This window comes from Sediminibacterium goheungense, from assembly GCF_004361915.1.
Lineage (GTDB): Bacteria > Bacteroidota > Bacteroidia > Chitinophagales > Chitinophagaceae > Sediminibacterium > Sediminibacterium goheungense.
Map to the genome: position 1 here is coordinate 26,275 of NZ_SNWP01000012.1, position 22,102 is coordinate 48,376.

The 22,102-nt window shown below is 40.1% G+C and carries 15 protein-coding genes; all 15 read left to right on the forward strand.

From position 1 onward, the window contains the following. Positions 1-23 precede the first annotated feature (23 nt). The 15 genes from BC659_RS12675 (at position 24) to BC659_RS12740 (ending at position 22,097) form a co-directional block, all read left to right on the forward strand. A complete protein-coding gene (locus BC659_RS12675) occupies positions 24-851 on the forward strand; it encodes a hypothetical protein (protein ID WP_133475169.1) in 828 nt (275 codons plus the stop codon). 52 nt (positions 852-903) lie between these two features. Next, positions 904-2,397 carry a phage tail sheath family protein gene (locus tag BC659_RS12680; protein WP_133475170.1) on the forward strand — a complete coding sequence of 498 codons (1,494 nt, stop codon included), beginning with the start codon at positions 904-906 and terminating at the stop codon, positions 2,395-2,397. 40 nt (positions 2,398-2,437) lie between these two features. Further along, a complete protein-coding gene (locus BC659_RS12685) occupies positions 2,438-2,893 on the forward strand; it encodes a phage tail protein (protein WP_133475171.1) in 456 nt (151 codons plus the stop codon). 54 nt (positions 2,894-2,947) lie between these two features. Continuing rightward, positions 2,948-3,418, forward strand: a complete 471-nt coding sequence (locus BC659_RS12690) for a phage tail protein (protein ID WP_133475172.1) — start codon at positions 2,948-2,950, stop codon at positions 3,416-3,418. Positions 3,419-3,444: 26 nt separating this feature from the next. Then, positions 3,445-3,612 carry a DUF5908 family protein gene (locus BC659_RS16860; RefSeq protein WP_162847429.1) on the forward strand — a complete coding sequence of 56 codons (168 nt, stop codon included), beginning with the start codon at positions 3,445-3,447 and terminating at the stop codon, positions 3,610-3,612. A 1-nt stretch (position 3,613) separates the two neighbouring features. Next, the gene (locus BC659_RS12695; RefSeq protein ID WP_133475173.1) at positions 3,614-4,321 is read left to right on the forward strand and encodes a CIS tube protein; all 708 of its coding nucleotides are present in this window, start codon (positions 3,614-3,616) and stop codon (positions 4,319-4,321) included. Between the two features lie 6 nt (positions 4,322-4,327). Further along, the gene (gene vgrG / locus BC659_RS12700; RefSeq protein WP_133475174.1) at positions 4,328-6,142 is read left to right on the forward strand and encodes a type VI secretion system tip protein VgrG; all 1,815 of its coding nucleotides are present in this window, start codon (positions 4,328-4,330) and stop codon (positions 6,140-6,142) included. Positions 6,143-6,153: 11 nt separating this feature from the next. Continuing rightward, positions 6,154-6,453, forward strand: a complete 300-nt coding sequence (locus tag BC659_RS12705; protein WP_133475175.1) for a PAAR domain-containing protein — start codon at positions 6,154-6,156, stop codon at positions 6,451-6,453. Positions 6,454-6,455: 2 nt separating this feature from the next. Then, a complete protein-coding gene (locus tag BC659_RS12710; protein ID WP_133475176.1) occupies positions 6,456-6,878 on the forward strand; it encodes a GPW/gp25 family protein in 423 nt (140 codons plus the stop codon). Between the two features lie 15 nt (positions 6,879-6,893). Continuing rightward, complete coding sequence (locus BC659_RS12715) at positions 6,894-10,697, forward strand: hypothetical protein (protein ID WP_133475177.1); 3,804 nt, start codon at positions 6,894-6,896, stop codon at positions 10,695-10,697. 5 nt (positions 10,698-10,702) lie between these two features. Next, positions 10,703-11,506, forward strand: coding sequence for an adhesin (locus BC659_RS12720; protein WP_133475178.1), 804 nt, complete (start codon positions 10,703-10,705; stop codon positions 11,504-11,506). Between the two features lie 7 nt (positions 11,507-11,513). Beyond that, positions 11,514-14,465, forward strand: coding sequence for a hypothetical protein (locus BC659_RS12725; protein ID WP_133475179.1), 2,952 nt, complete (start codon positions 11,514-11,516; stop codon positions 14,463-14,465). 11 nt (positions 14,466-14,476) lie between these two features. Beyond that, positions 14,477-18,697 (forward strand): contractile injection system tape measure protein, encoded by a 4,221-nt coding sequence (locus BC659_RS12730; protein WP_281277258.1) that lies wholly within the window; start codon positions 14,477-14,479, stop codon positions 18,695-18,697. Continuing rightward, positions 18,688-20,040, forward strand: coding sequence for an ATP-binding protein (locus BC659_RS12735; RefSeq protein ID WP_133475181.1), 1,353 nt, complete (start codon positions 18,688-18,690; stop codon positions 20,038-20,040). The genes BC659_RS12730 and BC659_RS12735 overlap by 10 nt, the downstream gene beginning before the upstream one ends. 104 nt (positions 20,041-20,144) lie before the next feature. Beyond that, on the forward strand, positions 20,145-22,097 hold the full coding sequence (locus BC659_RS12740; RefSeq protein ID WP_133475182.1) for an NAD-binding protein: 1,953 nt from the start codon (positions 20,145-20,147) through the stop codon (positions 22,095-22,097). The last annotated feature ends 5 nt before the right edge of the window (positions 22,098-22,102 follow it).

Below are 22,102 nucleotides of genomic sequence, written 5' to 3' on the forward strand. Positions count from 1 at the left end.
TTAGTTGAGGATTTCATAAACCTATGGCTTCTACATACGATAAATTAACGGAAGTGATTATAACGCATACCTATTTCCCCGGTGAAATACCTGTGGGCTTTACGGTATTGCCGGATGATGCTACCCGTAATCTATTGTTGCGTCTGGGTCTTGTGCATAAACTGTCTGCCAACAGGATCATATTGTATTATGATGCCTCCTTTGCCGGATCGCCCCGCACAAGAGAGCAGGTATTGAGCAACGACGACACGCTTGTTTTTGTGCTTGCAAATGCTGATGGTACTTTCCTGAATTACACGGGTAATATTGAAACCGAGAATATCAGTAAATCAGTCTTCTTATTCAGCAATGTGGTGAATGAAGGGGAAGTCAGAGAAGGTTTAACAAATGCAACTTATGTTTCTGCGGATGATCTGGTACCCGTTGAACAAACAGGCCGGTCTTTTTTCAGTAAGCCATTTGGCTTACTAAGCATCAGGCTGCACAAAGAGCTGGGAACTTTATTGAATATAAGGTTTCAGGCAAAGGCAACCTACTGGCGTTATATACTTACCAGTGAGCACCTGAAAACACTGGTAAATCCGGCTGTTGTTCATAAAGAAACCAGGGAGACATTTATTGGTCCGGAAAATTTTCTGTTGCCTGATCAGCGAGAGGCCATCGTTTTCAGATCGGCAGTGCCGGTTGAAATAACGGCCTTGCCGAATAAATCTTTTCAGTTACTGGAGAACTATGAGCCGGCAAGTGGAAAAGGAAGGGTCATCATTGGCATGATGCCCAATCCTAATAATAATACCATCAGTTCATTGCCGGGAGGAGAGAAATTAAATTATTCGGAAATATTCCTTTAATATTTTATTAATAACAAACAAACATTATATTTAGAATCCAAAACCAATCACCATGGCTGCAACATTAATGACTCCTGGCGTTTATATCGAAGAGAAAAACGCCTTCCCCGGCTCGGCAGTTGCCGTTGAAACTGCACTTCCTGTTTTTATCGGATACACTGAAAAAGCAGAACGAAATGGAAAATCTCTTTTGTACAAACCAACCAAAATTTCATCTTTTGCTGAATATGTAGAGATGTTTGGTGGTGCATTCAATCCAAAATTCACGATTACAGATGCGCCTGCAGGTACCAAAGAAGAAACTTTCAGTTTGAATGGCAAGGAAATGCTTGTTAAAATCAATGACAACAATACCTTGTATTTCTACAACTGTATTCGTTTGTTTTATTCGAACGGTGGAGCAGGTGCTTACATTTTATCTGTAGGAACCTACGCAGGTAAAGACAGCCTCGAAATTAAATTAGATGATTTTGTAGGTAGCGATGTACCCAATGTATTCGAAGTACTGGAGAAAGAGTATGAACCAACATTGGTAGTAGCACCTGATATTATTGCCAAGCCAGACATGGCCAATAATTTTTATCAACTCGTATTGCAACATTGTCATAAAACACAAAGCCGTTTCGGTATTTTTGATGTTGCCCAGTCTAATGCGCAAACATCGACTGATGATATTACGCAATTCAGAGAAGCCATTGGTACCAATTTCCTGAATTATGGTGCTGCGTATTATCCATGGCTGAAGACTTCTGTTGTACAGGCTTCAGAGCTGGATTTCATGAACCTCGATGCTTCTGTTGATCTGGGTACGCTGTTGCCTGAAGAAGCTGCCAAGCAGGTGGTAACCAATATGAAAGCCCTTTCTCCGCAGGATTTAGTGGCTTCCCGCACCAATGTTCACCAATCGCTGAAAGCTTCCAGCTCTACGTATGTTCACATACTGGAAGAAATCAGATCAAGACTGAACCTGCTTCCGCCAAGTTCGGCAATGGCTGGTTTATATACACTGGTAGATAGCTCAAGAGGTGTTTGGAAAGCACCTGCGAATGTATCTGTGAATATGGTGAATGCACCTTCTGTAAATATTTCAAATGAGCAGCAACAGAAAATGAATGTGGATGTGATAGGAGGTAAATCTATCAACGTAATCAGGCCCTTCCCCGGTATCGGAACCCTGGTTTGGGGTGCCCGTACACTGGATGGTAACAGTCAGGACTGGCGTTATATCAATGTAAGAAGAACATTGATTATGATTGAGCAGTCGCTGAAACTGGCAACCAGGGCTTATGTATTCGAGCCCAATGATGCAGGTACATGGGTAACCATTACCAGTATGATGAATAACTTCCTCTATAACTTGTGGAAGCAGGGAGCGTTGGCAGGTGCTGCACCTGAGCAGGCTTACGATGTACAGCTTGGTCTGGGTACCACTATGACGCCCAATGATATCCTGGATGGTGTTATGAGAATTACGGTGAAAGTAGCGATTGTAAGACCTGCTGAATTCATCGTGATCACATTCCAGCAACAACAGCAACAGTCATAATCAAAATCCAATTATTCTTTAATTCAATAAAAAATATTTTATGGCAGATAATGGAGCAGCACAGTCAGCCGCAACGTGGCCACTTGTTAAATTTCAGTTCTCAGTAAAAATAGGATCCGATGAACTTTTCTTTCAGGAAGTTACCGGCCTCTCATCTGAAACACAGGTAATTGAGTACAGGGCTGGCAATAGCCAGGCTTATTCAACTGTAAAAATGCCGGGCATTAAGAAGTTCGGAAACATTACATTGAAAAAAGGCATCTTCAAAGATGATAAGAAGATGTGGACCATGTACAACGCTATTAAGATGAATACCATTGAAAGGGTAACCGTAGTAATCAGCCTGCTCGATGAGGCCAATGCGGTAGCCATGTCATGGAACCTCACCAATGCGTTCCCGTGCAAGATGACCGTAACCGATATGAAGTCTGACGCAAATGAAGCAGCTGTGGAAACCATGGAGCTTGCGCATGAAGGACTTACGATCGTAGCTTAATATCTAAGTAAAGGAAGTTAGTACGGGTATTGATTTGAAATTTAGTATTTAGATATGCCAGCCAGCCAATATCCTTATAACATCCCGGTAGGGTTTAGTTTTAAAGTGGTTTTTCCTCTTTTTGCGCTCCTGGATGGCAATGAAGCCATGTTTCAGGATGTAAGTGGTATCAATGTACAGATTGAAACCACTGAAATACAGGAGGGAGGGGTAAGCTCTACTTATAAATTACCCAACAGAGTTAAATACGAAAATCTTGTTTTAAAGAGAGGGCTCCTTAAGGGCTCCTCTCTTTATTTTTGGATGAAGAACTCATTCAGCAACTTTGATTTTCGTCCGATGGATATACTCGTCATGTTAATAGATGAAAGAGGTATTCCTTCTGTAACATGGATGTTTAGAAAAGCATACCCTGTAGCTGTTAAAATATCTGAATTTAAGTCTACAGAAAATGCCGTTGTTATAGAAACACTGGAATTGGCATACAATTATTTTGAACGTGTAGATACGCCCTCTTTTATCTGAGGGTGCATCGCTGAAAAAAAACGCTTATGCCTCTTGAAATACGTGAACTCGTGATCAGGGTAAATGTTCGTGATAACGAAAGGCAGATAGATGAAACTGAGATCAACCGGAAGATTCAGGAAATGAAAACCAAAATTGTGAAGGAGTGCATGGAGAAATTGCTCTCCAGAATTGATCATTTAAATACCAGGTGATATGAGTGTGATGGATACTTTATTGGGAGGGCTGAAGAAAATCAAGATCGAGTGTTTCTCCGATCCTTCCTGCTCTATTACCAAAAAGAAAGGGGAGATTGAAGCTTTTATCAACCCCAAATCTTATACCAGAAAGAAAACCGTTGAATATACCACCCCGGAAGTTATCAGTGATAGTGGTCAAACCTATTTCTTCTCTAAGATGGGAGAAGAAACACTGGTATTCGATGAAATCATTGTAGATGGTACAGGGCTCACTGAAAACTCTGTGGCTTCCGTTTTGTTGCATCAGGATGTTGAAACCTATGTTCAGGATTTTCAGGAAGTGGTTTGTCAGTATGATGGGGACTCGCATAGTACCAATTACCTCAAAATATCGTGGGGAAAACTCTCTTTTAAATGTGTATGTAAATCGGTAACGGTAAAATACACTTTGTTCAAACCCGATGGTACGCCTTTGCGGGCATCTATTAATATGGAACTCCAGAAGAATGTAGACTGGCAGCAAAAAGCTATGGAAGCCGGAAACAATTCACCCGATCTTACCCATCTGCGTACTGTAAAAGCAGGTGATACCCTTCCGCTAATGAGTTATCAGATTTATGGAGATAGTTCTTATTATATGGAAATAGCCAGGGTCAATAAATTATCAAACATAAACGCAATTAAACCAGGGGATCAATTGTATTTCCCTCCCTTGAAAAAATAGATCCCTATGGCTACACCTTTAGATAACCTAACAAGCCTTACACTAAGGGTTACTGTAAAAGTGGATGGTTCGCCGATGGGAGATACCTACGGACTTTCTTCTGCCAATATTCACCATACCATCAATAAAATTTCGTATGCCGAACTGATCCTGCTGGGTAATTTTGTACCCTCAGAAGGAACGGTGCCGGTATCTGATGCTGCTGATTTTAATCCCGGTAAAGAAATTGAAATCACAGCTGGCTACGGAAATGCAGCCGAGAAAAGTTTATTCAAAGGCTTTATTGTAAAACACAGCCTTGAAGTAGATGGTGAATCTCCCTTCAGGGTTAAGCTGGTATGTAAGCATAAGGCCGTGAGTATGACTTTCAATGAAAAAGAAGCCAGCTTTAAAGAAAAGAAAGACAGTGATATTATCACCTCTATTATTGGCTCGTATAGTGGATTGAGTTCAACAGTAACGGCCACCACTACAACTTATGAGAATTTTTTCCAGATAAGATCAACCGACTGGGATTTTATTTTATCAAGGGCCGATTTTAATGGTTATATCATCTGCATGGATGGTACAGACTATAAGCTGGTGGTTGATAAACCGAAACTGGATGCAGCTGCTGTCATGAAAATTGCGGTAGGCGAATCCATGATGGCTTTTGAGGCAGAATTAAATGCAGAAGATCAACCCACTGCCTTAAATGCTTCAGGCTGGGACAATAAAACACAGGCGATGGTTAAGTCTGCTGCTACAGAACCTACAGTGAATGCCCAGGGTGAATCATCCTTATCAGCCAAATCGCTTTCAGCAAAACTGAATCAGTCGAGCCTTGATCTGGTTTCTCCCACACCCATGACCACAGCTGAATTAAAAGTATGGGCCGATGCAGTATTGCTTCGTAAGCGTATGGCCGCTTTTAAGGGTCGGGTGAAATATGTGGGCAATGCAACCGTAAAAACAGGTGATATTATTGAACTGGAAGGTGTGGGTAAAAAATTTAATGGTAAAGCATTTGTGTCATCTGTGAACCATGTAATTGAACCCGGCACATGGAATACTACCGTTCGTTTTGGTCTTGATAATACGCCCATTCATAAATTACCGGATTTCGGCTATTCGCCTGCTACCGGACAATTGCCACCGGTACATGGACTGCAGATTGCTACCGTAAAAAAATTAAGTGCCGATCCGGCAGGTCAGTTCAGGATTCAGGTAGAACTCGCATCTGTAGCAGAAACCAAACCCCAGTTATGGGCGCGTTACCTTAATTTTTATGCAACATCTGCCGCAGGTGCAGGGTTTCTTCCTGAAATTAATGATGAAGTAATCATTGGATTTTTGGATAATGATCCAAGGTATCCGGTTGTACTGGGGTCTGTTTACAGTGATAAAAATAAGCCGGCGAATCCGCCGGCAGATGAAAATAATTACCTCAAATCCATCATCACAAAAGCCAAACTGAAGATTAGTTTCGATGATGAGAAGAAAGTAATGAAATTCGAAACACCCGGTGCCAATTCAATCACCATAAGTGATGAGGATAAATCTATTCTGATCAAAGACCAGAATGGTAATTCAGTGAAAATGTCTTCTTCCGGAATAGACCTTGATAGTGCGAAGGATATTAACCTGACTTCAAAAGGAAACATTTCCATAAAAGCAACTTCGAAAGTTTCTGTGGAAGCAAGCGGGGGTGATGTTGAAATGAAAGGATTGAATATTAAAAATACAGCCCAGGTAGGCTTTACAGCAAAAGGGAATGCCACAGCCGAAATATCGGCTTCCGGACAAACCACTGTAAAGGGAGCCATGGTTATGATTAATTAAATACACGAAAAATGCCACCAGCAGCCAGATTAACAGATATGCATACCTGTCCGATGCAGACACCAGGTGTTCCACCCATTCCGCATGTTGGAGGCCCGATCGTTGGGCCAGGTGCTCCAACCGTACTGATTGGGAAAATGCCGGCAGCTGTGATGGGAGACAATGCAGTATGTGTAGGCCCACCAGATTCAATTGTAAAGGGTTCAGCTACTGTAATGATATGTGGTAAGCCGGCAGCACGTATGGGCGATACTACGGCACATGGTGGAAGTATTGTTTTAGGATGCCCAACCGTAATGATAGGAGGATAATTATGAGTAATGAAATAAAATCTTTCTTAGGAACAGGTTGGAGTTTTCCTCCAACTTTCAGCAGGTTCAATAATTCGGTACATATGGTATCTGATACTGATGATATTGAAGAAAGTATACGAATCATACTGGATACTTTTCCGGGTGAAAGGTTGATGCAGCCGGAATTCGGATGTTTTCTGAAAAGACTTGTTTTTGAAAAAATAGATACGGCACTCATTACCCAGATTAATGATGTGATAGCGAAAGCATTACTCAATTTTGAACCCAGGATTAAGTTCATCAATTCTGAAGTAATGCAAAGAGATGATACGGAAGGAGTATTATTGATCAGGATAAATTATACAGTAATCATTACCAATACCAGGCATAATATTGTTTATCCGTTCTATTTTACGGAAGGTACCAATGTGCAGGGCAGTTAACAAGTGTGATCCGGCATGAGTCAATTTGAAACTTCACATATTGCAGATGGCATCAGTCAGTCGGAGAGGTATCCCCGATCACTTCAACCTGATTTTTTTCAGATTGATGAACGTGATATGGATGATATGCTTCGTTTTATCATTGAGTTGTCCAGGCATTTTAACTATTATGACCTCAATAACCAGATCGATGGTAACTGGGAAGATATTTTATTGTCTGATATCAATATTGTTTTAAGAATCATTCCAAAATTTGGTGTTAATAGCTTCATCAAAAAATATGATCACCTGAAAAACAGTATCAGTCTTCAGGAGCCTGACGAGGTAAATATTAAATATGTAAACCGCATTTTTCAGTTCCTTAATAATTTTATAGGATTTCAGGAGTCTGTCCATCATAAATTCAGGATCAGTTCACGGGCAGATCAGGGAATGCTTGATTTTAGAAAAATTGTAGACGGGCATGATTCTTTTGAAGAAGAACTGGATGAACTGGATCAATTGGTGCAACAGGCAAGAGATGCTTTTGGCACGGCAATAGAATTGCCTGTTTTCAGGAAGGTAAAGGGCAGGGATATAGATATTACTACTATCCCGGTAACTGCTTTGGAAGGCTCTCATACATTTGCCAGAATCGCGGATCTGTTGCAGAAAACCAATGGGTTATTTGGCACAATACGATCAAAATACAGCCGGCTCACTGAAGCAGCCGAATGGTACCTGTATAAGCAGAAAGCCGGTGTGGATGATTATGAACCGCACACAGCATTACTGATTAGTTTTCTTGAGTTGTATCAATACCTGAAAAATGACCTCAATCAGTTAACTGGCAAACACCTTGATTTTTACTACAGGGATATCCTGGGTATACAACCCAAAGAAGCCGTGCCCGATAAAGCCCATATAGTAGCTACACTGAATCCTTCTTTTGATCAATACCTGTTGCCCAAAGGAGAAATATTACTCGCTTCTGTACCGGATACAGATGAAAGTCTGCGATTTGAAGTTGATGAGGATTTGCTGGTTACAAAAGCAGCCATACAGGCTTTGAACACCGTATACGTAAGTGAAACAGTAAAAATACCTGTTAAGTCAGAAGAATATGAAGACGTAAAAGAATTACAGGTTTTTTTTGCCAATAATCCGGTAATAGCAGATAAGCATACGCCCAGTTGGCCATTGATGGGAGAAGATCAGTCAGATTTATCTTTCGATAAATGTTCAATGCAGCCTGCAGACATGGGCTTACTGGTAGCTTCACCCTTGTTTTATGCGGAAGATGGTAAAAGAAACCTCAGGGTTAAGTTTTACATACATGATAAAAGTGCAGCCGGCTATTTACGCCATGTAAGAAATTTTGCAGGGGTTACAGATACCAATGAAAAAGTATTGATTTTTGAAATGCTTTCGAAAGCATTTCTCGTAAGTATTACCGGAAAGGAAAACTGGATTGCGGTAGAGAAATACACGATTCATTATGAGCTTGAAAATGTAACGGATAAATTCATTGAAATTGATTTCGAGCTTGGACATAATGATCCTCCTGTTGGTGTGTACCAGTCTGCCATTCATGGTTATGAGATCGATAGTGACTGGCCTTTACTGCGGTTGCAGATAAATAATCATTCCTTTCACAATCCATACACTTTCCTGAAAGATATGGTACTACAAAGGGTAGGAGTTCGCTTGTCTGTAACTGATAGTACGTCGGTGCAATTACAGAATAATATCGGGACACTGAGTATGGCTAGTCCGTTTCAGGTCTTTGGTCCGCAACCTTCCATAGGCTCTTATCTGGATATTCACAATCCCAATATTTTTAACCGCTACACAAAAAATATTTCAATAAGGTTTCATTGGTTTGATCTTCCGAGAGATAAGGGCGGTTTTGAAACGTATTATGCATCTTACCCCAAAAGTTTCGGGAACAATGCTTTTAAAGTAGCCATCAGTGCTTTGAATGACGGGAAGCACCAACCCATACCGGAACTCAGACAGCAGTTCTCACTTTTTGAAATGGGTAAGGAGCCGGGTACCATGGCCTATCTGAGCAGTACCTCTGAATTTGTAGGAGTTGACTTTTCAAAGATCAGGTTTACCAATGCTCCTGCGCTCGGTGAAATAGTAGTGGGTGCGGAAAACGCATATAAGGAAGGCTCCATAAGGTTTGAATTAACATCTCCCGAAGAAGGATTTGGTCACCGCATTTTTCCCGGATTATTTCCGGAAGTCATTATGCATAATGCGAAGCGCTTCTCTAAAAAAATAGCCATTCCTAATCAGCCCTATATACCTGTACTGAGTAGAATCGCGATTGACTATACATTGGAACACACCGAGGCGGTGAATGGTATCAATAAGGAAAGTAAGAAAGCGCATAACCTTAATTTATGGCATTATACGCCGTTTGGGTATCGTTCCAATTACCCCTCGAATGATGTGTCTGAAATGTTTTTTGTTCCGGTACTGAAAGACCAGAGTAATTTGTTTATCGGATTATCTGATGTGGTGCCCGGACAATTACTGAATCTGTTTTTTCAGATAGAAGACAACGACAATGACGATGCCAGCTTTGAAATTGCCACAGTAAACTGGGCTGTGCTGCAGGATAATAAATGGAAAGAAATACCCAGAGCCGATGTGCTGCAGGATTCGACAGGTAATTTTATCAATAATGGAATTGTGATACTTCGCTTGCCTGAAACAGATGCAGGTGTAAATACCGTATTGGATTCGGCGTATTACTGGTTAAGGGTATCCTGCAATAAAAGAGGCGACCTGCGCACAAAAGTAAAAGGCATTTTTACGCAGGCTTTTACGGTGTCTCGATTGATGGACCCATCTGCATCTCAGGGGTTTTTGCAGCTGGATGCAGGTATGATTAAAACAACTGCGAGAACCATTCCGCAGTTGCAGGAAGTGCGGCAGCCATACCCCTCTTTTAATGGAAGACAGCAAGAGTCGCTGGAAAAATACTATGCAAGGGTAAGTGAAAGGCTGCACCATAAACAAAGACCGATCACCACCACCGATATTGCTGAAATTGTACTGGAAGCTTTTCCTGATATTATCAAAGTACATTGTCTGGGAGCAGGTATCAATGTTACTGCCCAGCAAAATGAAGAAAGTGATGTTAAGATTGTGGTGATTCCAGGTAAGCAGGCGCATACACTCGATACTCTTGAAGAACCCAAAGCCTCTTTATCTACCTTGTTTCAGATACGAAAGCTGGTAGCATCCAAACTGCCTTCATTCATAAAAGTTGATGTGGTGAACCCGGTTTATGAACGTGTAAAAGTGGTATGTGGAGTTATTTTTAATGATGCCTTGTACAAGGAAAGTGTAGGTAATAATATCAGCAGATTGAACAGGGATATCAGACGCTTTATTTCTCCCTGGCTCTTTAATGCAGATTCTGATGTACAAATGGAAGGAAGATTGTATACTTCGGAAATACTCAATTTCATAAAAAAATGTCCTTATGTAGTACATGTAACCTCTTTCTCAGTATTACATTTTTACAGGATCTATGATGCACAAACCGGACGTTATGAGGCGAGAGTGGTAGATTCTGCTATTCAGAAAGTAGATTTTCTGAAAGGCTCATTGCCCGGCAGTATTCTGATATCTGCACCTGAGCATGAAATCATCGTGTTACCCGAAAGGAAATATCTGAAACCACAGGAGTCGGGTATTGGTGGATTAGTAATAGGGGAAGAATTGCTGGTGGTGAATGAAAGAAACAGGCAGATAACGGAGCCTGAGAAAGAGGATGCTGATGAAGAAAGATTTGATTTTACATTTCAAGTAAACGACTGACCAATATGAAAACACAGGGAAATAATAAATCATTCGGAAGAGAAGACCTGAAGAAGTATTTCCGTAATGGACAGATCCCATCTGAGAATCATTTCGCATATCTGATTGATTCCATGATTAATAAACAGGACGATGCTTTTCTGAAAGATAAAGATGACGGCTTTGTGATTGCTACCATGGGTAATTCGAATCGCTTTATGTCATTGTATAAAAACATCAATGACCTCGATCCTTTTTTTTGTATAGAAAAAGATGAACAGGGGACAGAGAGTTTAAAATTAAATCCGGTAAGAGAAAATGAGGAGCAGTCTGATAACAGTAGTTTTTACTTTGATGTGCATGGTAATCTGGGTATCGGTAAACGAAGCGCTGAAGGCCTGAAACTGGATATAGCTGGCTTTAGTGGCATGCAGGGGCGTTTGGGAACATTTGCTTCAGGAAGGGTAAAAGCCGATGGTAAATGGCATACAATACTGGAAGGTCTTGATAATTGTAATGCATTTGAAGTAGTGGCAAGAACAGGAAAAAAAGGAACAGGCAAATTTGCTATTATGCATGCCATTGCACTTAGTGCCTTTGGAGGATCTAAAAGCCGTATCAGAAAAACCTGTTCTTATTATGGATTTTTCTGGAACCGGCTTCGTTTACGCTGGAGAGGTAATACACATAACTATAGCCTGCAGATTAAAACAGGTAACAATTATGGTAATGATGTAGACATTTTCTATAACATCACAAAACTTTGGGATGATGAATTATGTCTGCCGGAAGAATATTTTAATTCATGGAAGACAGATGATGCTGTATAAATAAAATATGGATAGGGATAGTATCATAGAGTATCAGTTAGAAAAGCCAACGACACCAGACTCTGCGCTGAATTATGCGTTTTTACGTGCAAAAGGACTGGAGTTGGTACAGCGTTATGCCGGTTCGAAGTGGACCGATTATAACCTGCATGACCCGGGTGTAACCATACTAGAATACATCTGTTATGCTATCACGGATTTGGCTTATCGTACTGGTTTTGATATCAGGGAAATACTGGCAGACAAGGAGGGTAAGATTGATCTGCATAAAAATCTTTTTTATCCACGGCATGAAATACTTACATCGAAACCTATACTGATTAATGATTTCAGGAAGTTGATAATAGATCGTGTACAGGAAATACATAACGTCTGGATTCAACCTGTTACAGATGCAAAAGGTAACGAAAGTATCAAAGGCCTGTATAATATCCTCATTCAGGTAAATGATAAAGAGGTGGATGAACACCTGAATGATGAAAAAACAACGGAGGAAAAAGAAAATTATAAGCAAAAAATCATTGAGCAGGTTAAAAAAATAATACATACCCAAAGAAGTATCGGAGAAGATTACCAGTCATTTGTAGTGCTTGAACCTGCAGATGTGGAAATTGAAGCGGAAGTGGTAGTAGAGAGGCATCAGATGCATGAAGAAGTATTGGCGGAGGTTTATGAAATGCTTATTAAAACCATTACGCCTCCTGTACGGTTTTACACAGAGTCGCAGCTAAAAAAAGAAGGATGGGCTTTTGAAGATATTTACAGCGGTCCTTCTTTGTTACATGGCTTTATAAAGGATGAAGAATTAAAAGACCGGGTATCTATTCTTGATCCTTCGGATATGATACAGTCTATATTGAATGTGCCTGGCGTGAAATATGTTCGGAATTTCGCACTTCATTATAAAGGAATCCAGTACGATTTCAAGCCTCTATATCTGGAGGAAGGTATATTTCCTCGCCTTATGTTTGATATGCACAAGCCAGGTATTCGTGTGTTTAGCTCCAGTCATGAACTACCCGTGAAAACAAGCATATTCTCCGGCTTATTGCATAAGAAAACCGATACCGGGAAAAGAAAATATATAAAAGGATACGGTCATGATGATTTTAGCCATATAAAAGCGGTACATAGGCAGATAGATAGTTATTATTCTATTCAGCATTTGTTTCCGCACCTGTACAGGTTAAATGAAACCGAAATTGAAAGTGCCAGGAAAATTAAAAATGAGCAGCAACCCGCTGAGCGTTCTGACAGGGCCAAGGTAAAGCAGCTGAAAGCTTATCTGATGTTGTTTGAACAGGTGATGGTGAATTATCTGGCACAACTGTCTAACCTGAGTAATATCATTACTGCTGATATAGATACAAACACGGCTAACAGTACCTATTTTACCGGGAACCTCTTCGATGTGCCCGGTGCAGGTAATATATTATCGCATTTTATGCCTAAGGGGGCAGACCTGACTGAAGTTGATTGGGAACTATTTAAAAATGACAAGGAAAACAATTATCTGAAATTTCTGGGTAAGGCGATTGAGCCGGATGACGTATTTTTTGGCAGAAAGAAAAGAATACTGGATCATCTCTTGTCGCGGTTTAATATCAATCTGGTTAAATATCCTTTGCAGTTGTTTTATCAGTTGTATCATCAGGGAGATGATAAGGAGCAACTTTTTGCAGAACTCGAATGGAAATCTGATATTTTAAGAAAGATGGTGTCGTATGGTTCCTGCAGGAATCAGGCGATTGATTACACAGATCAGCCAACGGATATAAGAAGCGGTTACGATAACCTTATGGCAGTATTGTTGTATTTACAGGAGTCAAAAATCAAGAATATCAGTAAGGCTTTTGAGGAGTCGCTTGATCAATGTTCCATTATACCCGGGAATACCCCAAAACAAACTGGTAATGAGAAAAAAGTAGTCTATGAAGTTCGCTGGGATGAAGAGCGGATCGATATGCTCATCGAAGAAGATTTACTGGAAAGCATGTTCTCGGAAACAGAAGAAAATACTTCTGATATAACGGAAGATATTCATATTCCTGCGCAAACAATGTCGTTTCTGGCAGCAGGTATTGACCATAAATATTACAGGATCGGACCGGAAATTAATGGTCAGGGATTTATTTTGCTTTATCGCCCACGTGGAAACAGGCAATGGCTTCGTGTTGGTAAATTTCCAACCAGGGAACAAGCACAGCAAAAGTTGAATCAGTTTATTGAAACTTTAAAGCGGATCAGTATTTCCTCTGAAGGCTTTCATACAATTGAGCATATTTTATTGCGTCCGACAGAGACAGAAACTATATTCGGATTCAGGATATATGACGAAAAAGGTGTACTGCTCATGCAGCAGCATGAGTGGATGAGCATGGCGGATAGAACAACACAATTGGAAAAGATCAAAAATATTTGTCAGCGTATATCCGATACCGGTGATTATACCATCTTTGGTGAGTTGGAGGGGCTTTGCCAGCTTAACTTGGGGCAGGACTCCAGTTATACATGGCTGGCAGCACCTAAAACACTTGAACTGGCATATCGTGAACAGTTCGATCAATTTGTAAAGAAAACATTGTACACGATGCGTGCTTTGGAAGAGCAGCCTGAAGCAAAGTTTCCAACAATTAAAAAAACGGTTTACTATTCGCAGGATATGGAACTTGATGAGCGATTTTTCTCATTCAGGATGTCTGTAGTATTACCATCATGGCCTGCTAGATTTCAGGACAGGGATTTCAGAGAATTCGTGGAAAGTCTTTTCAGGGAACATGCACCGGCGCATTTGAGACAGCAGTTTTTCTGGCTTACTGTAAAAGAATTGAAAGTCTTCGAATCAGTTTATTTTCCATGGCTTATATCCATTAAAGAAAACAAGGCAGGAGAAGATGGCAGGGCATTATCAAAACAAATGATTGCAATGCTGGCAGGTTCAGATAAAATTCCTAATTAAACAGGTATCCATTGTCAAATCAATATTTCAGCATAAACAGAGAAATATTTGATATCGGTTTTACATCAAAATCGGGGGCCTATGATTTGCAAAGTCGCATCAGTTCATTGGTCAATGGAACTTTAACCAGGCAGATGGAGCTTCTGCTAGAAAAAGTCATACCTGAAGAGCTTTTGTATAAATTCAATACCCTCACCGTTGATGTAGGTACGGTTAGCTTGCATAATCTTGAGACGGAATTACCTGAAAAATTTATAGAAGCATTTGCTGCCATACTTGATGAACAAATCAGAAACCTGCAATCAGGAGCAGGTGATAGTAATTTTGAAATACTTCCTGCTGCGCATAGTTTTAGTGACCTGCTCAGTTATTTTCTATATACAGGTCATTTACCTTGGTGGGCTGTCAAAAACAATCTTTTAACGCCGTCGGCAGCATTGGATGAGATGTTGTTGCGTTCACCTGGACAACTCAAAGCCCTTATAGTAAAAGCAGGTCAGCTTGAGCATGTGCGTAAGCGTTTGGTAAATCAATTTGCCAAAACACAGGTGAGGGGCATAATACAGATACTGGAGCCCACAGAAGCCGCTTATATTTTTGCTTTTGAAGATCGGGTAACGGATGTGAAAAAGGAAACAGCCATTGTGCAGGCCGAAGAAAAAGAATTCGAGAAAGCAGTTTCTTATTTTATACTAACCTATCTTCTTGTTGAACGTGGCGGTGCATTTAACAGAAAAGAATTTGCTAAAAGTATACTGTCGCAAATTGCTGCCGGTTTTAATATCGGATATATTGATCTGCTTCAGATTTTTTATTCAGTTATAGAAACCCTTACTGAAGAAGGCGTGGATTATGCAGCCTCGCTTAAATTGCTGATACAGCAACTGGCTGCTGAAGAATACGAAACGCCCCAATGGAAACAGAAAACCCTGTCGCCGGATCAGTCCCAGGTATCTCCGGATCAAACCGTAGAAAATCTAAATATTATCAGGCAATACCTGGTATCAGGAACCCTGCCGGTTGATCAGTTTGCTGATAAGTCTGATATAGGGGCGGTAAGGGCTTTATTATTTGCTATCATCAAAACCATACCTGATACATTTCAGTTAATGCTCGCCCAATTATCCTGGAATAGAAATATAACAGATCGGTTATTCGGACTGATTGGGACAACAATGTCAAGAGAGTATATCAAAATTCTCTATGGAAGCAGGGCTGATACCTTTATTAAAATAGCTGCTACATTCAGTCTGCTGCATAAAACCCGTCAGACATGGAATGTGGCAGAACAGGAATTTGAACATGCCGTCTGGCATTCAGTACTCTCAGCAACACTATTATCGCCTGTGCACCTGGTAGACGACAGACAACTGGTGCATCATCTATTGGCCGGGCTGGGATCGCATTTACGGGTGCCCGTGTTCATCGTAGCTCAAAGGGTACAGACAGGTATAAAAGCCCTGTTTAATGTTGACCATATGCAAATGCGCCATCTGGATCTGATTACTGAAGTACTTTCAACGATGCAGGAGGGTAAAGATTTGTCGCTGCTGACAAATAAAGCAGCATTAAGTAGTAGTAAGGAAATTACCGAGGCATTATTTAGTAATGAAACACAGATACTGAATCATTTGCTTCGCTTCATATTGCGTTACAGGAGCTTACCATGGTGGGGAAGAAATTATGCAGGACAATCGCCTGTTATGTTGTTTCAACAGTTATATGAAAAATCACCTTTTGAAGCACAATTGTTATTTCGTTATGCAGGAAATGACCGGGAACTCAGGTATCGATGGTTGCAGGTTATTGGGATAGATGCTTATATAAAGATACTGAAATCTTTTGATAATAGTGAATTTGCTCTCCGGGCCTATAACCAGCAAAAGGAATTATATGAAGTGGTGTTCGAGAATCTGCGCGAAAAGAAACCCGCTTCAGCAAACGTAGTCATTGTACTGGCTGATATTGTCTGGAAGGTATTACACGAGGGCCGTTACCGGTTTTTCTCATTGAATGATGTGTATACGAAGACATTTGTTTCCATGCTGGAACTGCTGAATGTACATCCTGCCATTTTATTAACTGAGTGGAAGCGCTGGCTGGAACTCGCAGATGCTGAAACATCCTCTTTCAGATCGGTTGTAGAAGTATTAAGGAAGTTATATCCCGTGAATGAGACGGAACCGAAAGAGCAATCTATTGTAGACCATAAAGAAACGGTAAAGCATTTTTTATCGTTTTTAAAAGAGGTGAAATTAATGTCTAAACCGGATAGCAATACTGCGGAACCTCTATCCATAACAGAATGGCTAACCGGCACAGATGCTGCTGATAAAGATAAAATTGCCACCTATTTACTAAGCCTGCTGAAATTATATTTGATATCCGGTAATTTACCGATATCTGCCATAAAAGGCATTGGTACAGCCAAGATGGAGTTTTTTAAACTCTTGTTACGTGTGGTTTACCAGATTAATCCGCTCGCACTGGTAAAAGTATTGACGCAATCAGATCTGAATGCTTTCAGGGTATTGGAAATTACGTCCCTTTATCAGCTGTCGGAAGGAGGGGAAGGAAAAGACATAGCATTGCTGATGCTACCGGTTGCCAATAAAATAAAATCAGCAAGCCGTTTAAAAGTTGTTGAAGAAGTAAAAATTCAGGGCAAGCGGGAGCAGGAAATTTTTGTAGAAGATATATTGAATTTGTATGCGGCAAATCAATCTGTTATAACTGCAAAAGGACCATCCACAACTATTTATGAGATATTGGCATATTACCTGGCCTGGAGAAGGCTTCCGGTTTCTTTGGCGAAAACCGATACGGCCGATGGTATTATTATTAAGCACCTCCTGAGGTATTTATATGAAACCGATAAGGCGCTTTTAATACAGTTATGGAAAGAAAAAACAAATCAGTGGTCTGCGCTGGTTACAGTTTATGTAATACTGAGTACCGATAATACAATAGAAGATAAAAAAATACAAAAGCTGATCAGTGAGGAGATATCGTTAAAGCCTTCGCAGGCCATCGCTCCGCTGCCCCTTACAACAGGAGTACAGGATATTGAGGCATTTACGTCTGTTGGTGATCTGGATAGTACGGATATTATAGCAGCGTCTTTGCAAACAGGTACTATCCGGAATGAATTGCGCCAGCAAAAAGAGTGGGTAAATTATCTTTCCGAAAAGTCGCCTGTTTTATATGAACAGGTCAGGGATCTGTTTGCACAGGATTTTCATAGCAGTTACCATAAAGATTATACTTATTTCAGTAAGCTGATACAAAATGCCTTTACCGATACCCTGCTTAGAGAAAGGGTGATGGTATTGTTCAGGTATTTTAACCTGCAGTCATGGGTACAAAAGATAACGTTCAGGGATAGTATGGATTACTTTGCTCAGCTGATCCGGTATTTTGCACAGGCTATGCCAGACAGTAAGCCGATCCTAGATCAATTTTACCGACAACAAATAGCAACGTCGGATGAAACGGATGCAACTGTATTACAGGTGTTGATAGAGCAGATCAGTGTGATACAGGATATGGAAGCATCTGCTACTTCTTTTAACACATATTATGATGAAAAAAATGCCGCTCTTATTTCACGGGATAAAAAACTTGAACAGGAGAAGATTAGAGAATCGATTGAACGAGAGCTGAAAAGGGCCAAAGAAAAAGAACGGAATATAGAAGCTGAAGAAGCCAGTCAGCAACAAAAAGAAAAGAATACCAGACTTTTTATTCCCAATGCCGGGTTAGTTATTTTACATCCATTCTTTGGCACCTATTTCACAAGACTCGGATTGATGGAAGCTAATGTTTTTCTATCTGAACAGACAAAAGAAAGAGCGGTTTTATTATTGCAATACCTTGCAACAGGCAGAACTAAATTTGAAGAGTATGAACTAATCCTGAATAAAATATTATGCGGATTGCCCATTGAACAATCTGTTACTCTTGAAATGGAACTCACGGAACAGGAAATGGCATTAACCGATGAACTGTTTGAGGTATTAAGACAGCGGTGGGATAAGGTAAAGAATAGTAGTGTAGAAGGCATCAGGGCATCATTTATATTAAGAGAAGGCGCGCTTGAGCTGATAGAAGAACAGTGGAACCTTCGTGTGGAACAAAGAGGATATGATTTATTATTGCAGACCCTTCCCTGGGCTTTTGGATTTATTAAAACAAGTTGGATGAATCAAATATTAACTGTAGAATGGATATAAAACCCTCAATAGAAAATGCATCAACCCTGCAGTCTGAACTGCTGTGGCTCGCCAATATTATAGATGCCAGGTTCAAGATATACTGGCAGCAGGAAGGTGCAATGACCGATATATTTGAGATACAGCCACCGGATCTCAGCAACAATACATCTATGTATGCACAGGTGGTAAAACATTATAAGATGTCGGTAGAGGAAAGAATGATATTACTTCTATCGCTTGCTCCACACATACAACCGCATTTATTGGATGTGTTTTATGTAAAGAATGCCAATTATGACCGTGGATTTACTGAGTTTGGCGGCGTAAAGGGACAAAATCATTCCGGTTTTATTCCTACCGGAGAAACGGCTGCTTTTATTCTGGCTGCAGATAGCCTTGAAAAAAGATTTGCACTACTTGAGATATTTGGTGAAGATCATTATTTCAATAAGCACAAGATATTGAAGCTGTCATCAACACACGCAGATGAACCATACCTAAGTGGGGTGCTCACACTTTCTGTTGAGTACCTTAATTATTTCACGAATGGCAGTTCTCATAAACCCGATTATAATGTAAACTTTCCGGCAAAAAGAATCAGTACCCGGTTAGACTGGGATGATCTGGTTTTACAGGACGATACTCTGGAAGAAGTCATGGAAATCAGAGACTGGATTCAGTATGGAGGGCATCTGTTGAATGATTGGGGAATGAGTAATAAAATAAAACCAGGATTCAGATCACTTTTTTACGGACCTCCGGGAACGGGGAAAACATTAACCGCTTCTTTATTGGGTAAATCTTCTGCGCTTGATGTTTACCGGATTGATCTTTCCATGGTGGTTTCAAAATATATAGGCGAAACTGAAAAAAACCTGGGAAATATTTTTGATCAGGCCGAAAATAAAAACTGGATACTATTTTTTGATGAAGCAGATGCACTTTTCGGAAAGCGAACACAGACAAGTAGTTCCAATGACCGACATGCCAATCAGGAAGTTTCCTATTTGTTACAAAGGGTGGAAGATTTTCCCGGGGTGGTGATTCTTGCCACGAATTTAAAGGCCAATCTGGATGAAGCATTTACCAGAAGGTTTCAATCGATGATCTATTTCCCCATGCCCGGACCAGAGCACAGGAAGAAATTATGGGAACAGGCTTTTTCAGAACAAACTATTCTGGATGCAGGGGTTAATCTTGATGAAGTTGCACAGAAATATGAAATGGCGGGTGGTGCTATTATCAACGTAACCAGGTATGCTTCACTAATGGCGCTCAAACGAAGTTCTAATGTGATTTTAATGAAAGATATTATTACGGGTATCAGAAAAGAATTCGGGAAAGAGGGTAAAACCGTTTAAGAGGCTATGTGTGTATTTCGTTAGGATTTTTTACCTGATCAGAAGGATTGATATCCAATTAAAATGTAAATTGTTGACTTCCAAACCAACTAACTCACCTTGCTATGAATTTTAAGCGGGTTAAGCCATTTATTTTTCCTGTACTGATTGTATCAGTATTCATTTTTGCAATACTGGGTTTTAGGGCAGACCTGGGTGAAAAATTCAATTTCTGGGGCGTACTTTTTACCATTTTTAATTACTTCATCATGAATGATGCCGACCCTGTGGAAGTGTCGGGTAATCCATTCCTGCTGATTGCCAAATACCTGGCAGCGGTACTGGTAGGGTACGGGCTTTTTTCTCTTTCCTTCAGATTTCTACGAAGACTGTTCTTTTCTTATCGCATTCGCTTTTCTTTTTCAGATCATATTATCATCTTCTCACTGGATCCTATTGCAAAAAGTATAGCTGAGCAATTATTATCGGCAGGATATAAAGTGGTAATAGTTGAGAATGACGAAGAAAATCCTTCCATCGAAGAAGTAGAAGAGATGGGAGGTATTATTATTACGGCAAGCCCTTTTGAGAAAAAGACCCTTGATATGATTGGTCTTTCCAAAGCGAGAATTTGTATCCTGGCACACACGGAAGATATTACCAATATTCAGATTGCAGATAAGATCAGTAGTTATGCCTATCAATTTCATCTCAATGAAGACAGGAGAGGACATGATGTCCTCAAAATATTCATGCACATCGATGAGTTTGAGAATATTGATGTAATCAAAGATTATTTCGATATCAATAATGCTGATGAGCATTATGACTTACATGCTTTCAGCATCAATCAGCTGGCGGCACAAAAAGTATACGATGCGTATGCACCTCATCAGTATTTTACACCGCAAAGCGGTGAAGAATGTTCTATTGCCATCATCGGCTGCAATAAAACAACGGAATTTTTTCTTCTGGAAAATATCATCTTAAGTCATTATGCAGGAAAGAAATCATTGAAAATTTATCTGGTCGATAAAGACGTGGAAACATTTTACCACGACTTCCATTATCAATATCCTTTCTGTGATGAGTATGTAGAACTTATTCCCGTAAAACTGCTTAATGCCAATTTTTTTGCCAATTTTGCCTGGTCGAAGTTGCATATTGAAAAACTGGCAGAGGTAAACGCAGCTTATTTTTTTGGAGAAAGTGATTCAGTGGTGGTGAGTACAGCCGCTGCATTCCGACAGTTTATCTATTCTCAGACACTTGCCATTTCCCAGACCCCCTTAATTATTACGCTTCCGGAAGATAGTGGTATATACAATTTCTTAAATGAAAACGATATGCATAAAGATGAGGTTGAGAACATGTTTAAAACCTCGCTCAATATGCATTATGTAAGAAGGCAGAGTGATACATTCTCGGGGAAAAGCCTGATAGAAGAATCTGAAATGACAGACTCTTTGTCGAGAGTGATTAATTTTTATTATTCGGTAAGCTATGAATTCGGATACCTTTTAAAGGAGGAGTTCAAAGTAGCTGATGCCAGTAACCTTATAGCAGAGTTGGTTTCTTTTATTGAACATTATCCCTTACAACATACAGTTGTTACAGAAACGGCTTTGGAAAATGATTTTATTACATTTCTTTCTGTTAAGACAGGAATTGACAAACAGGCTTTGCAGCGGCATTGCACCATTAAAAAACGATGGAACTTATTGAACAACCGGAAAAAAGATTCTAATCGTTATGCAGCCAGAAACCTGAGTGTAAAACAATTTATGATGCAACAGATAGGTTGCTGGCCTGTAAACAGGGAACAGATATTGAAGTTTTATCCGGCCTTGGCTTCCATCGAACACAAACGCTGGAGTGCTGAGAAAATGGTATTTAATTTCAAGTATGGTCCTTTTCCCGCAGATAAAAAAGAACGTACTGTTTTAAAAGAAGTACTTAAAATTCACGATCAGTTGATTCCTTATGATAAACTAACGGAAGAAGAGAAGGGAAAAGATCTGAACCTATTTCTTTTAATGCCATTATTATTTGCATTAAAACAACATTCAAAATTATAAACATC

Bases quoted from the DNA above. Each gene is read 5' to 3' on its own strand.
- BC659_RS12680 (WP_133475170.1), top strand. From the start codon at position 904: ATGGCTGCAACATTAATGACTCCTGGCGTTTATATCGAAGAGAAAAAC.
- vgrG (WP_133475174.1), top strand. From the start codon at position 4,328: ATGGCTACACCTTTAGATAACCTAACAAGCCTTACACTAAGGGTTACT.
- BC659_RS12715 (WP_133475177.1), top strand. From the start codon at position 6,894: ATGAGTCAATTTGAAACTTCACATATTGCAGATGGCATCAGTCAGTCG.
- BC659_RS12710 (WP_133475176.1), top strand. From the start codon at position 6,456: ATGAGTAATGAAATAAAATCTTTCTTAGGAACAGGTTGGAGTTTTCCT.
- BC659_RS12735 (WP_133475181.1), top strand. From the start codon at position 18,688: ATGGATATAAAACCCTCAATAGAAAATGCATCAACCCTGCAGTCTGAA.
- BC659_RS12675 (WP_133475169.1), top strand. From the start codon at position 24: ATGGCTTCTACATACGATAAATTAACGGAAGTGATTATAACGCATACC.
- BC659_RS12725 (WP_133475179.1), top strand. From the start codon at position 11,514: ATGGATAGGGATAGTATCATAGAGTATCAGTTAGAAAAGCCAACGACA.
- BC659_RS12740 (WP_133475182.1), top strand. From the start codon at position 20,145: ATGAATTTTAAGCGGGTTAAGCCATTTATTTTTCCTGTACTGATTGTA.
- BC659_RS16860 (WP_162847429.1), top strand. From the start codon at position 3,445: ATGCCTCTTGAAATACGTGAACTCGTGATCAGGGTAAATGTTCGTGAT.
- BC659_RS12720 (WP_133475178.1), top strand. From the start codon at position 10,703: ATGAAAACACAGGGAAATAATAAATCATTCGGAAGAGAAGACCTGAAG.
- BC659_RS12695 (WP_133475173.1), top strand. From the start codon at position 3,614: ATGAGTGTGATGGATACTTTATTGGGAGGGCTGAAGAAAATCAAGATC.
- BC659_RS12690 (WP_133475172.1), top strand. From the start codon at position 2,948: ATGCCAGCCAGCCAATATCCTTATAACATCCCGGTAGGGTTTAGTTTT.
- BC659_RS12705 (WP_133475175.1), top strand. From the start codon at position 6,154: ATGCCACCAGCAGCCAGATTAACAGATATGCATACCTGTCCGATGCAG.
- BC659_RS12685 (WP_133475171.1), top strand. From the start codon at position 2,438: ATGGCAGATAATGGAGCAGCACAGTCAGCCGCAACGTGGCCACTTGTT.